Origin of the sequence: Bradyrhizobium sp. Mp19, assembly GCF_029952935.1 — a bacterium.
In the GTDB taxonomy this organism is placed as follows: Bacteria; Pseudomonadota; Alphaproteobacteria; order Rhizobiales; family Xanthobacteraceae; genus Bradyrhizobium; species Bradyrhizobium elkanii.
The window spans coordinates 97,804-117,280 of sequence record NZ_JASAUT010000023.1 but is presented as its reverse complement, the minus strand read 5'-3'; the positions used below and the strand labels follow the sequence as shown (position 1 = coordinate 117,280).

The window sequence follows — 19,477 nt, the reverse complement described above, 5'->3', positions numbered from 1 at the left end:
GGCGCCGCCCTGTTTCATTTGGGGGACGACGAGGAAGGATTTTCGCGGTTTGCCGATTCCGTTCAATCATGCAGCTTCATGTCGCGGATCATCTCCTCGAACTCCGCTTGCGTTGGGGTCGCGAGTCTGACTTGCGGCGCGCTGCTTGTCGCGGTGGGCACGTCGCATTGCCAGGCGCCGCGCCGCGGCTCGAAGATTGCAGTCAGGCTCGCCCAGCAGACGAGGAGGGCGACGATCCAGTCCAGTACATTGGATGCCGTCATTGCAGCACCAGCATCAGCATTTCCATGTCCTGATGCTGCAGCCGAGTCGGGCTTCGCGCAATTCGGAAGCTACGAAACGTAACTTCGGCGCTGCCGAGACGAGCGCAGAAGCCTAGGCGCTATCCGGTCCGCGCCCGGCGCCCCTCGATCGGATAGGCGGGGTCGTTGAAGCCCGGCGTCGAGGGATGGCCGGTGACGACGAGGCGGTCGATCAGCGCTTCGTCCTCGGCGGTGAAGCGATAATCGAGCGCGCGGATGTAGTCGTCCCATTGCGCTTCGGTGCGCGGGCCTGCGATGACGGCGCTGACGAACGACGAGTTCAGCACCCAGGACACCGCGAACTGCCCGGCGGTGATGCCGCGGCTCTCGGCGTGGCGCTTGATCTGTTGCGCGAGCTCGAGCGATTCCGGCCGCCACTCGGTCTGCATCATGCGCTTGTCGTTCCGCCCCGCACGCGTGTCCGCGGGCGGCGCCGCGTCGGGGGCGTATTTGCCGGTGAGCACGCCGCGCGCCAGCGGGCTATAGGGCACGATGCCGAGCCCGTAATGGGCGCAGGCCGGAAAATGCTCGACCTCGGGCATCCGGTTCATCGCATTGTAATAGGGCTGGCTCGCGACCGGACGGTCGATGCCGAGCCGGTCGCAGATGTTGCAGATCTCGGCGACGCGCCAGGCGCGGTAGTTGGAGACGCCGAAATAGCGCACCTTGCCGGCGCGGATCAGGTCGCCCATCGCGCGCACGGTCTCGTCGAGCGGCGTCGTGTGATCTTCCTTGTGCAGATAATAGACGTCGATGTAGTCGGTGCCGAGCCGCTTCAGGCTCGCGTCGGCGGCCTGGAACACCCAGCGCCGCGACAGCCCGCCGTGATTGGGATCGTCGCCGATCGGATTGGCGAGCTTGGTCGCGAGCACCCAGTTCGACCTTCTGTTCGAGATCGCGCGTCCGACAACCTCCTCGGACTTGCCGCCATTATAGGCGTCGGCGCTGTCGATGAAGTTGATGCCGGCCTCGCGCGCCTTCGCCACGATCCGCGCCGAGGTCGCCTCGTCGGTCGGTCCGCCGAACATCATGGTGCCGAGGCAGATCGGCGAAACCTTCAGGCCGCTACGGCCAAGCTGGCGATATTGCATCGGGCACTCCCTCCGGTGTCATTCCGGGGCGATGCGCTGGCATCGAACCCGGAATCTCGAGATTCCGGGTTCATCGCTGCGCGATGCCCCGGAATGACGGGATCAACTCTCGTTCTTCAGGATCTTGAACACGCCATTGGCCATCGCGATACAGCGCTTGTCGACGGTCACCTCGGCCGTGATGAAGATCAGGCTGCGGGTCGAGCGTACCACACGCGGCCGCGTCGTCAGGATCTCGCCGATCTTGCCGGCCTCGACGAAATGGGTGTCGAGCTGCACGGTCGCAAGTGTCGGCTTGCCCGAGACGAAACGTGCGGCCATGCCGCAGGCGCGATCGGCAAACGTCATGATCACGCCGCCCTGCACGAGGCCGCGGCGATTGTGGTGCTTGTCCTCGGTGATCAGCGCGAGCTCAAGCGCGCCGTCCTTCAACCGTTCCCACAACGGGCCGATCAGGGTCAAAAATCCCGTGGTTTCGGCGATCTTCCAGCCGTCGGATTTGAGTTTGTCCGCGGCCTTGGCCGTCATGAGGTGGGGTCCGTTGCTTGCTGATGATTGATCGCAGGAGGCATGTGGTAGCAGTCATTTCATCAAACGCTGTTGTGTTGTAGTCAAGGTCAATGGCCCGCACATTTGACGATGCCACCCGGCGGAATATCGCAGAGCTCTGTGCCGCATTCGCGCGTCTGGCGCCGGCGGATGCCGCGCCGACGCTGAAGCGCGCGGCGGTCGCGATCGCGCTGACCGAAGGCGACGACGGCAGCGGCACGGCCTTCCTGCTGACCCGCCGCAGCGCGCGCCTGCGCGCCCACAGCGCGCAATGGGCGCTGCCGGGCGGGCGCTGCGATGCCGGCGAGACGCAGGCCGAGGCCGCGCTGCGCGAACTGCATGAGGAGCTCGGGCTCGCACTGTCGGAGCGCGACGTGCTCGGCATGCTCGACGATTACCCGACGCGGTCCGGCTATCTGATCACGCCGGTCGTGGTCTGGGCCGGCGCGCATGCGGCGATCACGCCGAACCCCGACGAGGTCGCTTCCGTTCATCGCATCGGCCTCGATGCGATCGAGCTGGAGGACGCGTTCAGCTTCGTCACGATCCCGGAAAGCTCGCGCCGCGTGATTCGCTTCCGCCTCGGTGGCCAGCAGATCCATGCGCCGACCGCCGCGCTGATCTATCAGTTTCGCGAGGTGCTGGCCGGCCGCAGCACCCGCGTCGCCGAACTGGAGCAGCCGGTATTCGCATGGAAGTAGCGACGATGACGCTATTTGTGACGCCGCTTGCGGGCGTTCATCTTCATTGATTTCCCCTGCGCACCAGGCGAATGCGCCGCGGCCTCGGGTTCCGGAGGCGCCCGCGACACATTCTCGTAACAGGTGAAGCGTGAACGCGTATCCGGAAACGATCCGCAATCCGGACGCTCGGCGCGCGCCGGTGCGGCGAGCGTCAGCGCGCAGGCGGCAACCAGCCAAACGGTCATCCTCATGGCAGTCTCTCCACGCTTCGTTCGGAAAACACCGCATTGTGGCGAATATTCTGCATTGATCGCGGCATCCGGCCGCTGCGATCCGCTCAATTCCGGGCTGACTTCGCAGCCGTGCTTGCTACAACGAGGCCATGCGCCCGCAATTGATTCGCCTGTGCCCGGGATTTGTCGCGCTCGCGCTCGCCGCCAGCGCGCCGTCCGTCTATGCCGGCGAGGCCGGCGCGTTGCCGCCTTCCGTCGCCAATGCGATGGCGCAAGCATCGCCGCAGGCGATCATGGAATATCGCCGCAAGCTGCAGGAATATCAGGAGGCGCGCGCCGCCTTCGAGCAGGACGCGAGCGCCTATTGGAACGCGATCGCCGAGAAGAGGCGCGGCCGCAACGCCAAGCGCCGCGACCGCGTGCAGATCTCGCTGGACGATTACGTGCTGCAGCAGCCGCCGGTCTATGAGGGTCCGAAGCGGCCGGTCAATCCGGCTCCAGAAGAGGAGGAAGGCAAGCCGCCGCGTCCGCCCAAGACGCTTCCGGTGGCTTCGGACCTGGTCAGGGCCGCGGCCGAGCAATTCCAGTTCACGCCGCAGCGGCCGGCCAGCGAGGTCGAGTTCAAGCGCGCCTATGCCCGCTACGCGCGCGCGGCGGGGCTGACGCCGGAGCAGGCGGTGCGGGTCTATTCGTTCGAGACCGGCGGCACCGGCACTTACGATGTACAGGCGGGCATCGAGCACGGCGGCAAGCGCGCCATCTCCACCGCGATGGGCTACAACCAGCTGCTCACCACCAACACCGTCGAGCTATTGGCCGAGCAGGGCCATGAATTCGTGGGGGATCTGACCGAGCGGGTCGCGAGGACGCAGGGGCCCGCGCGCAAGGCGATGGAGCACAAGCTCGCGGTGCTGAAGAAGATGGTCGCATTCACGCGCACCGTGCCCGACGACTGGTCGGCGCATGCGCGCCTCGCCGATACGCCGCAAGGCTGGGCGTGCCATGCCATGGTGCTCGACATCGATGTCGGCCCGATGCTGCAGACCCACAAGCTGCTGACCTCGGTGATCTTCGCCCGCAACAAGGGCTACAGCCGGCCGCTGACCGCGGCCGAGCTCGAGATGATGAACCTGACCGGCGACGGCACCGGGCTCGACATGGTGACCATGCCGCAGGCGATGCGTGAGCAGGTGCCGACCTCGAACTTCTTCCAGCGCTCAGGCTACGAGCGCAACCCGGTCGCCATTCGCCACAACACGGTGGCCAGGCTGCTTGCCGTCACCAACGAGCGGATGGACTTCAACAGCAACAAGCCGGGCGCGAAGGAATTGGCCGCGGCGTTCTGATGCCTGCCGAAACCCGTTAGTTCGAGCCGAACTTGAACTTGCCGTCGCCCTCGAGATAGGGCCCGGAGCGCATGTAGAGCTGGCCGTTCTGGCCGATGAAGAACAGCGTCCCCTTCGGCACCTTCTTGGCGCCCTTCAGCAGCGTGCCGGCATTGTTGGTGCCCATCTTGTAGGACCAGGTCTTGCCGTCCTTGTCATAGGCGTAGCCCATGTCGGGCTTCAGCTCCCAGGGCGCAGCCTCCTGCGCGAATGCGCAGGTCGTCAGCGCGGCAAACGCCGCAGTCGCAATAAAAGTCTTGGTCAAAAAATGCGTCATGATCCACCTCCGGCCGAGAAAACGGCGTCGTCCCCACGTTTCTGAACAAATCACGAACGATATTCGTGCGTCAATACGACAATCGGCGCGACCGCTCGCGCGGATCGGCGACTTTGTGAATTCCCGCATCAAGCTTGGCGACTATTTTCGCGTTACCGTTTACAAACGCTTTGATTGCCGGAAACACTACCTTGGGATGATCAGGATGAACCACGTCATGAAGATCGGTATCGGTGTCGCTCTGTCGTTCATGACGCTGGCGTCAGTCGCGCAGGCGGACGAGTTCAAGCTCTCCAACAACCAGCGGATCTCCTGCAGCCGCGGCCTGTCCGCCGGCAAGCTCAACACCGCGACCTGCAAATCCTACGCCTATTTGTTCAACGCCAAGACCTCGGAATATTTCCGCTGCCAGGTCTCGCTGGCGCTGACGCGGGACAACAAGGAGGTCATCAATGTGCAGGCCGACGGCGGCTGCACCAAGAAGCCGCGCATCTTCGAGACCGACGGCAACTACACGTTCGACGCCACCGAGACCGAGCCGCCGAACACCAACTCGTTCTTCGGTCCGGGCGGCTATGCGATCTGGGCGAGCGACGTCAACACCCAGAAGATCCGCGGCTGCATCACCATCTCGTCCGGCCTCGGCTCCGACATCTCGAAATGCCTCGACATGACGTTCCAGTGACGGCGGCGCGGGTCGCGTGATGCGCAAGCTGCGTCCGGCCCCGCTGTGCCGCTCCTGGCTGTTTCTCGAAGGCGCCAACGAGGAGGTGCTGCAGCACGCGGCCGCCAGCGGCGCCGACGTGCTGATCCACGAGCTCGAGGATTTTACCCCGCCGTCGCTGCGCCCGAAGGCGCGGGCCCTGGCCGCCGAGCTCTACGCGGCCTGGCGCGGCCGGGGCATGGTGGTCGCGGTCCGCGTCAATCCGCCGGACCAGGACGGCATGGACGATCTCGCCGCCGTGATGCGCGGACGTCCGGATATCGTCGCGCTGCCGAAGGTCGCCGAGCCGCACCATGTCGTCAGGCTTGACGAGGCGGTGACGCGGTTCGAGCGCGACTACGGTATCGCCGAGGGATCGACGTCGCTGCTGCCGAATATCGAGTTCGCGCGCGGTCTGGTGCAGACCGGTGCGATCGCCATGGCGAGCCGGCGCATCATCGGTTGCCTGATGGCCTCCGAAGACCTCGCCGCCGATCTTGGTGCCGAGCGCGGCAGCGATGGCCTGGAGCTCGCTTACGCGCGGCAGCGCTTCATCGTCGAATGTCGCGCCGCGGGCGTCGTCGCGGTCGATTGTCCCTACACCTGGAGCGACGCCGAAGGCGTCGAACGCGACACGATCTGGGCGCGACGGCTGGGTTACACCGCAAAGAGCCTGGTCGATCCCGCGCATGCCTCGATCGTCAACGGCGTCCTGACGCCGAGCGAGGAGGAGATGCGCCAGGCGGGCAGGATCGTCGCGGCGTTCGAAGCGGCGCGGACAAAGGGCTTTGGGCGCGTCGAACTTGACGGCTCGTTGCTGGAGGTCCCGACCTATTCCAACGCAAGACGCCTGATCGCGCGCGGCGAAGCGCTGCGCGCGATTGATCGTGACGCATGAGCCTGACCAGAGGCGATGCCTCAGGAGGCCGGCTCTTTCTCCGAGAAGTGCATGCGTGAGCGGGCGAACTTCTTGACGCCCATCGGCTTGCCGAACAGGTAGCCCTGGACCTGATCGAAATCCATTCCGTGCGCGGCGAGAAAGTCCGCGCGCGTCTCGACCCCCTGGGCCACAACCTGCGCGCTGTTGTCGTGGGCCAGCTCCACGACACGCCGGCATACGGTCTGCTTCAGGCGCTGATCCGCGCAGCCGGTGACGAATTGATGGTCGACCTTGAGCTGGACGAACGGAAAGTTCGGCAGTCCCAGCAAAGATGGCCAGTTCGCGCCGACATTGTCGATCGAGATGCCGATATTGTGCAGCCGAACGCGCCGGGCGACATCGATCGCCAGATCCAGATTATCGACCACCTCGGTGCTGTCGATCTCGATCAACAGGCCCGCGAAGGCCGCATGATCCGGCATCCGGTAACAGAGCTCGCGCACGGCATGATCGTCGGCGAGGAAGGAGATCGGCAGGTTGATCGAGAGATTGACCGGCCCGGTCTGCTCGAGGAGATAGCGCCAGTCCTCGATTGCGCGCTCGATCACGAACTCGGACAGCGCATGAAAATGCGGATCGCTTTCGTCCGGGATGAAGTAGGCCGGCGGCACGACGCCCCAGGCCGGATGGCGCATCCGGATCAGCGCCTCGGCGCCGCTCGGCACCAGCGTCCGGAGGTGAATTTTCTGCTGATACCACAGCTCGAGCCAGCCGGCCTTCAGCGCTTCGGGCACGTCCACCGCCGGGCTCGGTGCGGGTTCGAGCGGCAGCAATGACGCGAGACTGTCACGAAGGGTTCCGGCGCTGAACGGCGTAGACAGGGCCGGCAGCATGGCGATGCCGTACTCATCGCCGATCTGCCGGACGGCCTTGACGATGATCGAGTCCGGCTGGCCGATCACGAGGACCTTTCCGTCATAGTTCTTTCTCACCAAAGTCTCGAGAATTTTACTGACTTCGATGCCATCCACGGACACGCCGAGCACCAAAAGATCGGGCCGTTCCGCGTCCAGAACGGTGTCGAGTTCCAAAGCCTGACTGCATTCACTGGTGATGAAGCCGAGGTCTTCCAGCGCTTCGGCGAGGAAGGTCCGAAGGTGTTTTTTGCTGTCCGCAATGCATGCGCGTGGGGTCAGCTTGCGATGTCCGAACCAGCCGGCTCGCGTGCGTTCGATGTGACTGATGTGATTCATGCCCCGCCTTGTCCGTAGTTACCCCGGCTTGACTCGTACATCCTAGAGCGGCGGCAATCATGGAAATTTCTGGATCATACATTGATTGCCCCGCTAACCTTAAAGGATTCAATTCGATTCAAATGGCGCTGGAATCGCGACGTCTCACCGCTGTTACACGTGCAACAAATGCGTCATCTGACATTCATAAGCGCGATCGCGTCCGACTTTGCACATCGGCAGAAACACTGTGCGCGTGTGTCATCGAGAGACGGCGTTAATGACTGTGTTGTCGCGTCGATGCAGATGCGGAACTGCGTCATTGTCGGACATCGGATCGCATCATGCAGAGTGCTCCGCAGAGCGCCGATGGCGAATCAGATCACTCGTTTAGCGATGCCAACGCAGTTGTGCGTGACGTCGTCGTTGCCGCTCGCAACGTCTCCGGCATCAATGCGCAGTAGCCGATCAGCCCGGCGCAAGCGACAGCTGCAAGGAACAGAAATGCGGCGCTGTAACCGGCGTGGACAATAATGAATCCGGCTACAGCCGTGCTCAGCGCGCCGCCGAGGCCGGTTGCGGTGGCGATCGCGCCTTGGCTGATGTTGAAATGCCCGGTACCGTGAGTGAGATCGGCAATCACGAGCGGGAACAGCGCGCCGAAGATTCCGGCGCCGATGCCGTCGAGCAATTGCACCGACACCAGCCAGTATGGGTTGTCCGACAACGGATAGAGTGCGCCGCGGATCGCCAGCACCGCGAGCGCGGTCGCGAAGATCGGCTTGCGGCCCCAGACGTCGGCCTTGCGTCCGACCAGCATCGCGACCGGCACCATCACGATCTGTGCCGCGATGATGCAGACCGACATCAGCGAGGTCCCGAGGTTGCGGTTGACCAATGCGAGCTTCTGTCCGACCAGCGGCAGCATCGCCGCATTGGCGAAATGAAAGATCACGGTCGAGACCGCGAAGATTAGCAGCGGCCTGCAGGTCAGCAGCACGCGAAAGCCGGATGGCCGGTCCTGCGATGCGCCGTGCTCCTCCATATCGTCGAGCCCGCGTGCGACCTGGTGATCGATGGCGGCGGGTGGGATCGACAGCGTCGCGGCGATGCTGGCGAGCGCCATCGCCGCGAGCAGCCAGAACACGACGACTGGACCGAACCAGTAGGCAGTGCCGCCGGCGATCGCCGCGGCCACCGCATTGCCGGCATGATTGAACGCCTCGTTGCGGCCGGTCCGCGCCGCGAACGCCTTGGGCCCGACAATGCCGAGTGTCACCGCGGCAATCGCCGGCGCCAACACCGAGCCGCTAGCGGCCGCCAGCGCCTGGGTGGCGGCGACCAGTTCGAACCGGTCGAGCAGGGGCAGCAGGAGGCACGCGGCGGTCACGGCAATGGCGGCGGCGATCATCAGGGCACGTTTGGCGCGGCTGCGGTCTATGAGGGCGCCGGCCGGTGTCTGGGCGAGGATCCCGGCGATGGCCGCGATCGACATCACCGAGCCGATCGAGGCCTCGTCCCACTTCCGTTCGGTCAGGAGGTAGATCGCCAGATAGGGGCCGAGCCCGTCCCGCACGTCGGCGAGGAAGAAGTTCAACGCATCAAGCGCGCGCTCAACGGTCGTCGTCCCGGACGGCTGCAAGTCATACCTCGCGGCGGGATTGCGCATCTCAACCCGCCCGCAGGCGGAGAGTTCCCGCGCAGGTAAAGTGGTGTTGCCAACAGGGATTTCCGCCGCGCATGCGTCATTTGGATGGGTTGACCCGGCGGGGGTGTCCGGCCAATTTCCGGCCGGCTTAAGGGGAGAATAATACTCATGAATTCCAAGTTGGTGGCTGCCGCGATCGTGGCAGCCAGCGTTTTGTCCGCGCCTGTCGCACAGGCCGAGCAGTTCATTAACGTGCTCACCGGCGGCACCTCCGGCGTCTACTATCCGCTCGGTGTCGCAATGGGGAAGATCTACGGCGACAAGATCCCCGGCGTGAAAACCCAGGTGCAGGCGACCAAGGCCTCGGTCGAGAACCTGGTGCTGCTGCAGCAGGGCCGCGGCGAGATCGCCTTCACGCTCGGCGATTCGCTGAAGGCGGCCTGGGAAGGTGACGCCGAGGCCGGCTTCAAGAACAAGCTCGACAAGCTGCGCACCATCGGCGCGATCTATCCGAACTACATCCAGATCGTCGCAACCGGCGAGAGCGGCATCAAGACGCTGGCCGATCTCAAGGGCAAGAGCCTGTCGGTCGGCGCGCCGAAGTCCGGCACCGAGCTCAACTCGCGCGCGATCCTCGCCGCCGCCGGCATGAGCTACAAGGATCTCGGCAAGGTCGAGTACCTGCCGTTCGCCGAATCGGTGGATCTGATGAAGAACCGCCAGCTCAACGCCACGCTGCAGTCCGCCGGCCTCGGTGTCGCCTCGCTGAAGGACCTCTCGACCTCGAGCGAGATCACCGTGGTCGCCGTGCCGAAGGAGACCGTCGACAAGATCGGCCCGCCCTTCGTCTCCGTGATCATCCCGGCCAACACCTATACCGGCCAGGACAAGGACGTGCCGACCGCCGCGGTCGTGAACTACCTCGTGACCTCGAGCGCAGTGTCGGACGATCTTGCCTATCAGATGACCAAGCTGGTCTACGAATCGCTGCCGGAACTCGCCAACGCCCACGCCGCGGGCAAGGAGATCAAGCTCGAGGCCGCCGCGACCGGCAGCCCGGTGCCGCTGCATCCCGGCGCGATCCGCTATTACAAGGAGAAGGGCCTGATCAAGTAGGGCCGGTTGCTTCGAGGATGTTGTGGCCGGGCGCCCGTCCCCGACTTGATCGGGGATGACCCGGCCATCCATCTTTCTAGAGACGTTGATTTTTCGATGGATGCGCGGATCGAGCCCGCGCATGACGTGCGGTGGGGCGCTATAAGCGTCGCGGGCACGGCGGGGGACTGATCATATGCAGCAGCAGGTTGAGGGCGAACAGCCCATCAAGGTTGAATTCGACAATTTCGAGCATGGCTTTCCGGAAGGCTTCGGCCCGGGCGCCTGGGGGCATCTGGCCTATGCGATCGGTCTCGCCTTTGCGGTGTTCCAGCTCTATGTCGCGGCCTTCAACTACCTGCCGAGCCAGGTGGTGCGCGGCGTCCATGTCGGCTTCCTGATCCTCCTGACCTTCGGCCTGATCGGCAATTTCACCGCCAAGACCGATTTCGGCCGCGCGGTGAGCTGGATCGTCGGCGCCGCCGGCTTCCTCTGCGGGCTCTATCAGTGGATCTTCTATGCCGACCTGATCGCCCGCGACGGCGATCCGACCCATATGGATCTTGCGGTCGGCACGCTGCTTGCGGTCCTGATCTTCGAGGGCACGCGGCGACTGATGGGGGCGGCGCTGCCGCTGATGTGCGGCGCCTGTCTGCTCTACTGGTTCTTCGGCCAATATCTGCCGTCGCCGTTCAATCACCGCGGCTATGACTTTGACCAGATCGTCACCCATCTCTCGTTCGGCACCGAAGGCTTCTACGGCGTGCCGATCTACGTCTCGGCGACCTACATCTTCCTGTTCATCCTGTTCGGCTCGTTCCTGGAACGCGCCGGCATGATCCAGCTGTTCACCGACGTCTCGCTCGGCCTGTTCGGCCGCACCCGCGGCGGCCCCGCCAAGGTCGCGGTGTTCGCTTCGGGCATGATGGGTACGATCTCGGGTTCGGGCGTCGCCAACGTCGTTACCGTCGGCCAGTTCACGATCCCCTTGATGATCAAGTTCGGCTACCGCCGCGCCTTCGCCGCGGGCGTCGAGGCCACCGCTTCGATGGGCGGCCAGATCATGCCGCCGGTCATGGGCGCGGTCGCCTTCATCATGGCCGAGACGCTCGGCGTGCCCTATTCGGAGATCGTCAAGGCCGCGGTGATCCCGGCGATCCTCTACTTCGCCTCGGCGTTCTGGATGGTGCATCTGGAGGCCGGCAAGCACGGCCTCGTCGGCATGAAGCGCTCGGAGATCCCGAGCGCCTGGAAGGCGCTGGTGGCGCGCTGGTATCTCGTGCTGCCGCTCGCGGCGCTGGTCTACATGCTGTTCGAGGGCTTCACGCCGCTCTATGCCGGCAGCATGGGACTTGCGCTCACGGTCGCGTTGATCCTCGGCGCCAGCATCACGCTCGGCTTCTCCAACACCGTCGTGCGCTACATCTTCTGGATCGGCCTTGCGCTGGTGGTCGCCGCGGTCTCGCGCCACGGCATCGAGATCGTTCCGGTCGCCAGCGTCGTTGCCGGTTTGATCGTCATCGCGGCGATCACCCGCGGCGGCCGCGCCACGCTGAAAGCCTGCCGCGACTCGCTCGCCGACAGCGCCAAGTCGGCGCTGACGGTCGGCATGGCCTGCGCCATCGTCGGCACCATCATCGGCATGATGACGCAGACCGGCGTCGGCACCATCTTCGGCAGCTGGATCATCGGACTCGGCGCCAAGAGCCTGTTCCTGGCGCTGATCATGACCATGCTGCTGTCGATCCTGCTCGGTACCGGCATCCCGACGATCCCGACCTACATCATCACCGCGGCGCTGGCTGCGCCGGCGCTCGCCAAGCTCGGCGTGCCGCTGATCGCAAGCCACATGTTCGCGTTCTACTACGGCATCATGGCCGACCTCTCGCCGCCGGTCGCGCTCGCAGCCCTGGCGGCGGCGCCGATCGCCAAGGAGAACCCGGACAAGATCGGCTGGGAGGCGATGCGGATCGCGCTGGCCGGCTACGTCATTCCGTTCATCTTCGTCTACTCGCCGGCACTGATGCTGCAGACCGGGGATCCGATGGCCGCGCAGCTCGGCTTCTACGGCGCGGTGGCGCTGGCGACCTTCAAGGCGCTGGTGGCGATCGGGTTGTTCGGCATCGTCGCGATCGGCTTCCTGTTCACGCGGCTGACCTTCATCGAGATCCTGGTCGCGTTCGGCGCCGCGCTCTGCCTGCTCGGCGATTTCCCGTTCTCGGATACGGCGGGCTTCACGCTCGCCGCTGCGGTCGTGCTGTGGCAATGGCGGCAGCGTCCGCGCAATGCGGTGGCGGCGGCTTGAGCCTCTGCCTCGCTTCCGCGGGTGTCGTGAAGGCGCTGTCGATCGCGGCCTTCACACTCGCCTGGACGCATTCGATCGAGAAGAGCGCCTGGCAGGAGGACTGGCTGGTCACGCCGGCCGGGCTCACGCTGCAACAGGCGCGCGTCAAGGGCACCGGCGCCGGCATGGAGCCGCCGCCGGAGGCGCGGCTTGTCGATGGCTGGTTTCAATGGTCGCCCCAGGCGGTGCCACGGCCGGAGGTCGTGCTCGGTAATTCCGGCGCCGCGGGTGAATGGCACCTGTGCCGGGAGGGACGCTGCCAGACGCTATCGGAGATTTTCGGGCATCCGATCGGTGCTAATGTCACGACGATGAGTGTTTGCGAGAATCCGTAGGGATCCGTAGCCCGCATGAGCGCAGCGATATGCGGGGATAGCGCCCCGGATATCGCTTCGCTCATCCGGGCTACGGTCCGGCAGCAAGAACAACAAGGGAGAAAGACCGATGGATCGGCTCAAGGGCAAGGTTGCGATGGTGGTCGGCGCGGGCTCGATCGGGCCCGGCTGGGGCAATGGCAAGGCGACCGCCGTCACCTTTGCGCGCGAGGGCGCCAGCGTTTTCTGCGTCGATCGCAACGGCGCCGCGGCGGAGGAGACCGTCGGCATCATCACCGGTGAGGGCGGCAAGGCTGTCGCATTCACCGCCGATGTCTCGCGCGCCGGCGAGGTCGAGGCGATGGTCGCGGCCTGCCTGAAGGCCTATGGCCGCATCGACGTGCTCGACAACAATGTCGGCATCGCCGAGGTTGGCAGCGTGGTGGAAGTTGGGGAAGCGGAGTGGGATCGCGTCTTCGCGGTCAACCTCAAGAGCGCCTATCTGTCGATGAAGCACGTCATTCCCGTGATGATCAAGCAGGGTGGCGGCTCGATCATCAACATCTCCTCGATCGCCTCGATCCGCCATGTCGGCATTTCCTATGTCAGCTACAACGCGAGCAAGGCCGCGATGAACCAGATGACGCGCTCGACCGCGGTCGAGTTCGCCTCCAAGCATGTCCGCGTCAACGCGATCCTGCCCGGGCTGATGAAGACGCCGATGGTCGCGCATTCGGCCGGGCTGGCGCAGAGCTACGCCAAGGGCGATGTCGAGGCGATGTGGCGCGCGCGCGACGCGCAGGTGCCGATGGGGCACATGGGCGACGCATGGGACGTCGCCAATGCCGCGCTGTTCCTGGCGTCGGACGAATCGAAGTATGTCACCGGCATCGAGCTCGTGGTCGACGGCGGCATCACCTCCAAGTCGGGTGCGTGAAGGGCGATCATGATGCGATCGGACGGGACCGCATCATGATCTCGCATTCTTGATTGAGCATGATCTCTTCGGAAATCCGGTTCCCACTTTTCCGGATCATGCTCTATTGCGCCAGCGCCAGGATGCCGCCGGCCAGTGAATGCCAGGCCGCCGAGGTGCTGATCGGCCAGTTCAAGAGCTTCACCGCGACCAGTGCCAGCCCGCCATAGACGTAGACCGGGTGCGGGCGGCCGCGGGTGCGCCAGTCGAACACGATCGCGACGACCAGCAGCAGATAGGCGACGAACGCCGGTGCGATCGTGACCGGGACCGGCGGTGGGCCGGGCGGTCCCGGCGGCGCGAGGACGGTCAGGAACCAGCGCGCGACCGCCGCATCGAGGATCGAGATCGATGCCAGCAGCATCAGCCGCTTGTGGGTCTCGCGGTCGCGCAGGTAGATGATCGCGAGCGCGAACATGACGGCGAAGAACAGGATGCCGCTGAGCGGAACGATGGCAAAGGCGAGGCCCTCATTGAGCTGTCCGATCGCCGCCGAACGCTTCATGACGCTGATCGAGGCCACGATGCCCATCATGGTCATCGCGGTCGCCAGCGAAATGCCGATCAATCCGACGCTGCGATGCCGGGTGATTCGTCCCGAGGCGGCGAGCCAGCTCTGGAACACGAAATAGAGCGTCCAGGCGAAGAACAGCAGCCCATGCAGGTGCACCACGGGAGGCGATGACAGCGAGCCTCTCGCCATCGGCATCCAGTAGGTCGGGGCAAAGCCGAGAAAGGCGACCGCCATGCAGGACAGCGCCATATAGAAATAGAAGAACTTCGCCTCGACTTTCGCCGCGGCGCGCGGGGAATTGCGATCAATGAGGATTGTCATGATGTTAGGTCTGACAAACCCTGTGATGGTTCAAATGATATTGCGGCCCGGCGCTACGCCTCTACGCTGAGCTCGGCGCGGTCGAGCTCTTCCTCGACCAGATGGAACGCGTCGTCGCCGATCGCCTCGGTGCGGCGCAGATTGAGCAATGCCTGACGCGCCGCGGCGATGGCGCGGCGGCGCAAGGGATCCGACGGCAGCTCGCGCGAGGTCAGGCCGCCATCGGGATCATTCTCGGCGCGCAGCAGCACGGCGCGATATTCGAGCCGGAGGATCTCGGCCTCTTCCGACGGGTCGGCGTCGATCTCGTCGAGCGCGGCGCGAAACACCACGCCGCGGGCATGGGCCGCTTCGCGTCCGACCGGATCGTCGTCAGCGAAATTCAACGCCAGGATCAACGGCCGCAGCGTCAGCCCCTGGATCACGAGCGAACCGAGCACCACGGCAAACGCCGTCAGCAGGATCAGATCGCGATACGGAAACCATTCAGGCAGCGCAAACGCCGCTGCCAGCGTGACGATGCCGCGCATTCCGCACCACGACACGATGAAGCCGCGCTTCAAGGTCGGCACGGCGTCCACCACATGGGCGGGCAGCAGGTTGCGCGCCTTCAGCGTGCGCAGCAGCGCGCCGTAGGGCATCACCCAGAGGATGCGGGCGAGGATCACGACGGCGAGGATCGCGGCGGCAAAGCTGCAATATTTCCACCGCACCTCGTCGTCGAGGCCGGACCAGATCGGGCGCAACTGCAGGCCGATCAGCATGAAGGCGAGCACGTTGAGCACGAACACCACGGTTTCCCACACCGCGTAGGACGACACGCGCAGCCGCGCCGATGTGCGGGCCGGCGCGGTGCGCGAGATGGTGATTGCATAGGCGATGATGGTGAGGATGCCGGACAGCCCGAGATGCTCGGCAATGATCCACACCATGAAGGTGCCGCCGAACTGCGTGATGATCGCGCTCGGCGCCTCGGTGATGCGGCGCGTGATCATCATCCAGACTTGCGCGAACAGGAAGCCGGCGGCGAGGCTGCCGACCAGCGCAATCGTGATGGACGGCACGAACTCGCGGATCTTCATATGCTCGGCGGCGACGAGGCCGACAGCGACGCGATAGATGAGCAGCGCGCTGGCATCGTTGAGCAGGCTTTCGCCTTCGAGGATCTTCTGGATCCGGTAGGGCAGGTTGACCTGGCGCAGGATCGCGGTGGCCGCGGCCGCATCCGGCGGCGCCACGATGGCGCCGAGCGCGATCGCAACCGCCCACGGCATGTCCGGGCGCAGCCAATGCGCGACCACGGCGACCGCCGCCGTCGTAACGCCGACCGCGACCACCACCAGCGTCGAGACCGGCAGCCAGTTGTTGCGGAGGTCGCGCAGCGAGGTGTCGAACGCGGCATCGAGCAGCACCGGCGCGACGAACAGCGCCAGCGCCAGTTTGGGTTCCAGCGCCCAGGTCGGGGCCCAAGGCAGCAGCGTCAGCAGCACGCCGCCGAGCGCCAGGAAGGTCGGGTAGGGTACCTTGATCCGCCGCGCCAGCGCCGACAGCGCCACCGCTGCGAGCAACAGGCCGATGATCCATTCGAATGTGAGCAAGCCGAACCCCCGATGCAGCCGATCGTCGCAATTGACGTATAATCCAGCGTGTGGTTTTGCGGCAAATGGCGCGCTGCCCGGAATCAGGGGCCGGTGGTTCGGGCGCAAGAGAGGGATGACTTGTCGGCGATCCGGATGCGACAAAAACGCGCAAATCTGGCCGTGATGCTGCTGGTCTGCGTTGGCCTGTCGGGCGCGCTGATGTCGGGCGTTGCGCGCGCCACCGGCAGCGAGCCGGGCGAGGATGTGCAGACCAATGCCGGCCCCTGCATCGCGGCGGCAGCGGCGGCCGATGACGACAAGATCATCGACGTCTGCGGCACGCTGATCGACAATGAGAAGGCGGCGCGGCCCGATCGCGTCAAGGCGCTGATGGCGCGGGCGGCCGCCTATGACCGCAAGCAGATGATCGATCGCGCGATCGCGGACTACGACACCGCGCTCAAGCTCGATCCATCGCTTGCAGATGCGCATAATGCGCGCGGCGAGCTGTGGCGCCGCAAGGGCGATCGGCCGAAGGCGATCCTGGATTTCGGCGCCGCCGTCAAGCTCGATCCCAATCACACCGCGGCCAAGGCCAACTACAAATCGCTGTCGCTGGAGCTGGAGCGGATCGGCGCCATGATGGCAGTCGCCGGCAAGCCGAGCTTCGATTGCCGCAAGGCGCGCCGACCGGTGGAGAAGGCGATCTGTGCCAATCCCACGCTTGCCGATCTCGATCGCGAGATCGTCGCATCGACGTTCCGCACGGTGCGCGAGGCGCAGAATCCGCACCAGGCGCGCGAGCTGCAGCGCGCGCAGGATCAGTTCGTCGCCCGCCGCAATTCCGAGTTCGGCAAGCCGGACTACGACCTGGAAAAGGCGATGCGCGAGCGTCTGCAGCGGATCAACGGGGTCGACGGCTACTAGTGCTCCGTTTCGATTGAAGCGGAACGGGGCTCTAGATTCTTGTTTTGACGCGTTTTCTTCACGCGAACCGGTACCCACTTCTCTCGAAAACGCTTTGCTCCGACCGGCCGAAGGTCGCGGTCATTTCGGCTTGAAACGGCGCCACTTCCCGTGACAATGGTCGGCAAATGACGCGCGACCGCGCGAGGGAGAAACGCGATGAACCATCAGCAGAGCCGGTATCATGAGGTGTATGCCCGCTCGCTTCGGGACCCCGAGGGCTTTTGGGCCGAGGCAGCGCGCGAGATCGACTGGATCGAACCGGCCAGGAAGATCTACGATCCCTCCGTGGGCGCCTATGGGCGCTGGTTCGCCGGCGCCGTGGTCAACACCTGCTACAACGCGCTGGATCGCCACGTCGCCGGCGGCCGCGCCAGCCAGGTCGCGCTGATCCACGATTCGCCGCTCACCAACACGATCACCAAATTCACCTATTCCGAGCTTCTGACGGAGGTGCAGACGCTGGCCGCGGTGATGCAGGATTTCGGCGTCACCAAGGGCGATCGCGTCATCCTCTATATGCCGATGGTGCCGGAGGCCGTCGTCGCGATGCTCGCCTGCGCGCGGATCGGCGCGGTGCACAGCGTGGTGTTCGGCGGCTTCGCGGCCAAGGAGCTTGCGACCCGCATCGACGACGCCAAGCCGAAGCTGATCTTCTCGGCGAGCTGCGGCATCGAGCCCGGGCGCATCGTGCAATACAAGCCGCTGCTCGACGAGGCGATCCGCCTCGCCGGCAGCAAGCCCGAGACCTGCATCATCCTGCAGCGGCCGCAGCAGGCTTGCGAGCTCGCCGCGGGCCGCGATCATGATTGGGCGACGCTGCGCAAGGCCGCGTTCGACGCCGGCAAGGCCGCGCCGTGCGTGCCGGTAGCCGCCACCGATCCGCTCTACATCCTCTATACGTCAGGCACGACCGGAATCCCGAAGGGCGTGGTGCGCGACAATGGCGGTCATCTCGTCTCGCTGAAATGGTCGATGCACAATCTCTACGGCGTGAAGCCCGGCGAGATCTGGTGGTGCGGCTCGGACATCGGCTGGGTGGTCGGCCATTCCTACATTGTCTACGGCCCGCTGATTCACGGCGCGACCACCATCATGTATGAGGGCAAGCCGGTCGGCACGCCGGATGCCGGCGCGTTCTGGCGCGTGATAAGCGAGCACAAGGCGGTCGCCTTCTTCACCGCGCCGACCGCGTTCCGCGCGATCAAGAAGGAAGACCCCGAAGGCAAGTTCATCCGGAATTACGATCTGTCGGGCTTCCGCACCCTGTTCCTCGCCGGCGAGCGCGCCGATCCGCCGACGGTGGAGTGGGCGGAGCAGCAGCTGAAGGTGCCGGTCATCGACCACTGGTGGCAGACCGAGACCGGCTGGTGCATCGCCGGCAATCCGGTCGGGCTCGGCCAGCTGCCGGTCAAGCACGGCTCGCCCACGGTGCCGATGCCGGGCTATCAGGTCGACATCGTCGACGAGGCGGCGAAGCCGGTGGCGGCCGGCACGATGGGCTCGATCGTGATCAAGCTGCCGATGCCGCCGGGCTGCCTGCCGACGCTGTGGCAGCAGGACGATCGCTTCAGGGACGCCTATCTCTCGGAATTCCCCGGCTACTACAAGACCTCGGATGCCGGCTACAAGGATGCGGACGGCTATGTCTGGGTGATGGGCCGCACCGACGACATCATCAATGTCGCCGGCCACCGGCTCTCCACCGGCGGCATGGAGGAGATCCTCGCCTCGCATCCCGACGTCGCCGAATGCGCCGTGCTCGGCGTCAAGGACGCGATCAAGGGCGAGGTGCCCTGCGGCTTCCTGGTGCTGAAGGCCGGCGTGACCAAGGCGCCCGCCGAGGTCGAGAAGGACGTCGTGGCGCTGGTGCGCGACAAGCTCGGGCCGGTCGCCGCGTTCAAGCTCGCGATCACGGTGGCGCGGCTGCCGAAGACCCGTTCCGGCAAGATCCTGCGCGGCACCATCAAGAAGATCGCCGACGGCGAGCCCTGGACCATGCCGGCGACGATCGAGGACCCGAAGGTGCTCGACGAAATCGGCGAGGCCCTGAAGGGAAAGGCGTAGGCGACGATCGTCGTTCTGAAAACGAAGCGACGAAGCATGCGGTGACGCACATCCGGGAGGGCACGTCGCGTGAACCCCTCTCCCTAACCCTCCCCCGCAAGGGGGGAGGGAACCCTTCCGCCGGTGGCTCCATCACGTAAGACGAGCTGGCTGGCAAGCAGTTTGCGCTGCGTTACGTGAGGCGAGCACGCTCGTCAGGCTCCCTCCCCCCTTGCGGGGGAGGGCTGGGGAGAGGGGTGGCCCCGGGCGCGATGGACGATGAGGGCACCCATAGCGCAATCCGGCCGCGCACCCGCGAAACCCATCGGAAGCAAAAC

Annotated in this window: 19 protein-coding genes; 10 read left to right on the top strand and 9 right to left on the bottom strand. The window is 65.2% G+C overall.

Translation table 11 applies throughout. The features are described from left to right. Positions 1-62: 62 nt before the first annotated feature. The 3 genes from QJT82_RS24295 to QJT82_RS24285 form a co-directional block, all read right to left on the bottom strand. Positions 63-263 carry a hypothetical protein gene (locus QJT82_RS24295; RefSeq protein ID WP_028342617.1) on the bottom strand — a complete coding sequence of 67 codons (201 nt, stop codon included), beginning with the start codon at positions 261-263 and terminating at the stop codon, positions 63-65. 119 nt (positions 264-382) lie between these two features. Beyond that, a complete protein-coding gene (locus QJT82_RS24290) occupies positions 383-1,393 on the bottom strand; it encodes an aldo/keto reductase (protein WP_028342616.1) in 1,011 nt (336 codons plus the stop codon). A 102-nt stretch (positions 1,394-1,495) separates the two neighbouring features. After that, positions 1,496-1,921 carry a PaaI family thioesterase gene (locus QJT82_RS24285; RefSeq protein WP_016845608.1) on the bottom strand — a complete coding sequence of 142 codons (426 nt, stop codon included), beginning with the start codon at positions 1,919-1,921 and terminating at the stop codon, positions 1,496-1,498. A gap of 92 nt (positions 1,922-2,013) precedes the next feature. Between QJT82_RS24285 and QJT82_RS24280 the strand changes: the two genes are divergently transcribed. Then, a complete protein-coding gene (locus QJT82_RS24280; RefSeq protein ID WP_028342615.1) occupies positions 2,014-2,643 on the top strand; it encodes a CoA pyrophosphatase in 630 nt (209 codons plus the stop codon). An 11-nt stretch (positions 2,644-2,654) separates the two neighbouring features. Here QJT82_RS24280 and QJT82_RS24275 read toward each other — a convergent pair whose 3' ends face one another. Next, entirely contained in the window at positions 2,655-2,876 is a 222-nt protein-coding gene (locus QJT82_RS24275; RefSeq protein WP_244435874.1) for a hypothetical protein, read from the bottom strand. Positions 2,877-3,007: 131 nt separating this feature from the next. Between QJT82_RS24275 and QJT82_RS24270 the strand changes: the two genes are divergently transcribed. Continuing rightward, on the top strand, positions 3,008-4,204 hold the full coding sequence (locus tag QJT82_RS24270; protein ID WP_051447992.1) for a hypothetical protein: 1,197 nt from the start codon (positions 3,008-3,010) through the stop codon (positions 4,202-4,204). A 16-nt stretch (positions 4,205-4,220) separates the two neighbouring features. On the opposite strand, the gene QJT82_RS24265 is transcribed toward QJT82_RS24270, so the two are convergent. After that, on the bottom strand, positions 4,221-4,520 hold the full coding sequence (locus QJT82_RS24265; protein ID WP_016845604.1) for a hypothetical protein: 300 nt from the start codon (positions 4,518-4,520) through the stop codon (positions 4,221-4,223). A 205-nt stretch (positions 4,521-4,725) separates the two neighbouring features. Between QJT82_RS24265 and QJT82_RS24260 the strand changes: the two genes are divergently transcribed. Next, the gene (locus tag QJT82_RS24260) at positions 4,726-5,205 is read left to right on the top strand and encodes a hypothetical protein (protein WP_028342613.1); all 480 of its coding nucleotides are present in this window, start codon (positions 4,726-4,728) and stop codon (positions 5,203-5,205) included. 19 nt (positions 5,206-5,224) lie between these two features. Continuing rightward, positions 5,225-6,121, top strand: a complete 897-nt coding sequence (locus tag QJT82_RS24255; protein WP_035632209.1) for a CoA ester lyase — start codon at positions 5,225-5,227, stop codon at positions 6,119-6,121. Positions 6,122-6,141: 20 nt separating this feature from the next. On the opposite strand, the gene QJT82_RS24250 is transcribed toward QJT82_RS24255, so the two are convergent. Both QJT82_RS24250 and QJT82_RS24245 read right to left on the bottom strand, forming a co-directional pair. Beyond that, a complete protein-coding gene (locus tag QJT82_RS24250) occupies positions 6,142-7,356 on the bottom strand; it encodes an EAL domain-containing response regulator (RefSeq protein ID WP_028342611.1) in 1,215 nt (404 codons plus the stop codon). A gap of 361 nt (positions 7,357-7,717) precedes the next feature. Continuing rightward, on the bottom strand, positions 7,718-9,004 hold the full coding sequence (locus QJT82_RS24245; RefSeq protein ID WP_051447991.1) for an MFS transporter: 1,287 nt from the start codon (positions 9,002-9,004) through the stop codon (positions 7,718-7,720). A 147-nt stretch (positions 9,005-9,151) separates the two neighbouring features. Between QJT82_RS24245 and QJT82_RS24240 the strand changes: the two genes are divergently transcribed. The 4 genes from QJT82_RS24240 to QJT82_RS24225 all read left to right on the top strand — a co-directional run bounded on the left by QJT82_RS24240 (position 9,152) and on the right by QJT82_RS24225 (position 13,673). Beyond that, complete coding sequence (locus QJT82_RS24240; RefSeq protein WP_028342609.1) at positions 9,152-10,099, top strand: TAXI family TRAP transporter solute-binding subunit; 948 nt, start codon at positions 9,152-9,154, stop codon at positions 10,097-10,099. Between the two features lie 175 nt (positions 10,100-10,274). Next, complete coding sequence (locus QJT82_RS24235; protein ID WP_028342608.1) at positions 10,275-12,383, top strand: TRAP transporter permease; 2,109 nt, start codon at positions 10,275-10,277, stop codon at positions 12,381-12,383. Continuing rightward, positions 12,344-12,757, top strand: coding sequence for a DUF1850 domain-containing protein (locus tag QJT82_RS24230; protein ID WP_028342607.1), 414 nt, complete (start codon positions 12,344-12,346; stop codon positions 12,755-12,757). The genes QJT82_RS24235 and QJT82_RS24230 overlap by 40 nt, the downstream gene beginning before the upstream one ends. 109 nt (positions 12,758-12,866) lie before the next feature. After that, on the top strand, positions 12,867-13,673 hold the full coding sequence (locus QJT82_RS24225) for a glucose 1-dehydrogenase (protein ID WP_018269644.1): 807 nt from the start codon (positions 12,867-12,869) through the stop codon (positions 13,671-13,673). Positions 13,674-13,776: 103 nt separating this feature from the next. On the opposite strand, the gene QJT82_RS24220 is transcribed toward QJT82_RS24225, so the two are convergent. Together QJT82_RS24220 and QJT82_RS24215 are read right to left on the bottom strand one after the other, a co-directional pair. Next, positions 13,777-14,547 carry a hypothetical protein gene (locus QJT82_RS24220; protein ID WP_028342606.1) on the bottom strand — a complete coding sequence of 257 codons (771 nt, stop codon included), beginning with the start codon at positions 14,545-14,547 and terminating at the stop codon, positions 13,777-13,779. Between the two features lie 53 nt (positions 14,548-14,600). Beyond that, on the bottom strand, positions 14,601-16,145 hold the full coding sequence (locus tag QJT82_RS24215) for a sodium:proton antiporter (RefSeq protein ID WP_028342605.1): 1,545 nt from the start codon (positions 16,143-16,145) through the stop codon (positions 14,601-14,603). Between the two features lie 135 nt (positions 16,146-16,280). On the opposite strand from QJT82_RS24215, the gene QJT82_RS24210 reads away from it, so the two are divergent. Next, the gene (locus tag QJT82_RS24210; protein WP_080686841.1) at positions 16,281-17,054 is read left to right on the top strand and encodes a tetratricopeptide repeat protein; all 774 of its coding nucleotides are present in this window, start codon (positions 16,281-16,283) and stop codon (positions 17,052-17,054) included. Positions 17,055-17,252: 198 nt separating this feature from the next. Beyond that, positions 17,253-19,160 (top strand): propionyl-CoA synthetase, encoded by a 1,908-nt coding sequence (locus tag QJT82_RS24205; protein WP_028342603.1) that lies wholly within the window; start codon positions 17,253-17,255, stop codon positions 19,158-19,160. The last annotated feature ends 317 nt before the right edge of the window (positions 19,161-19,477 follow it).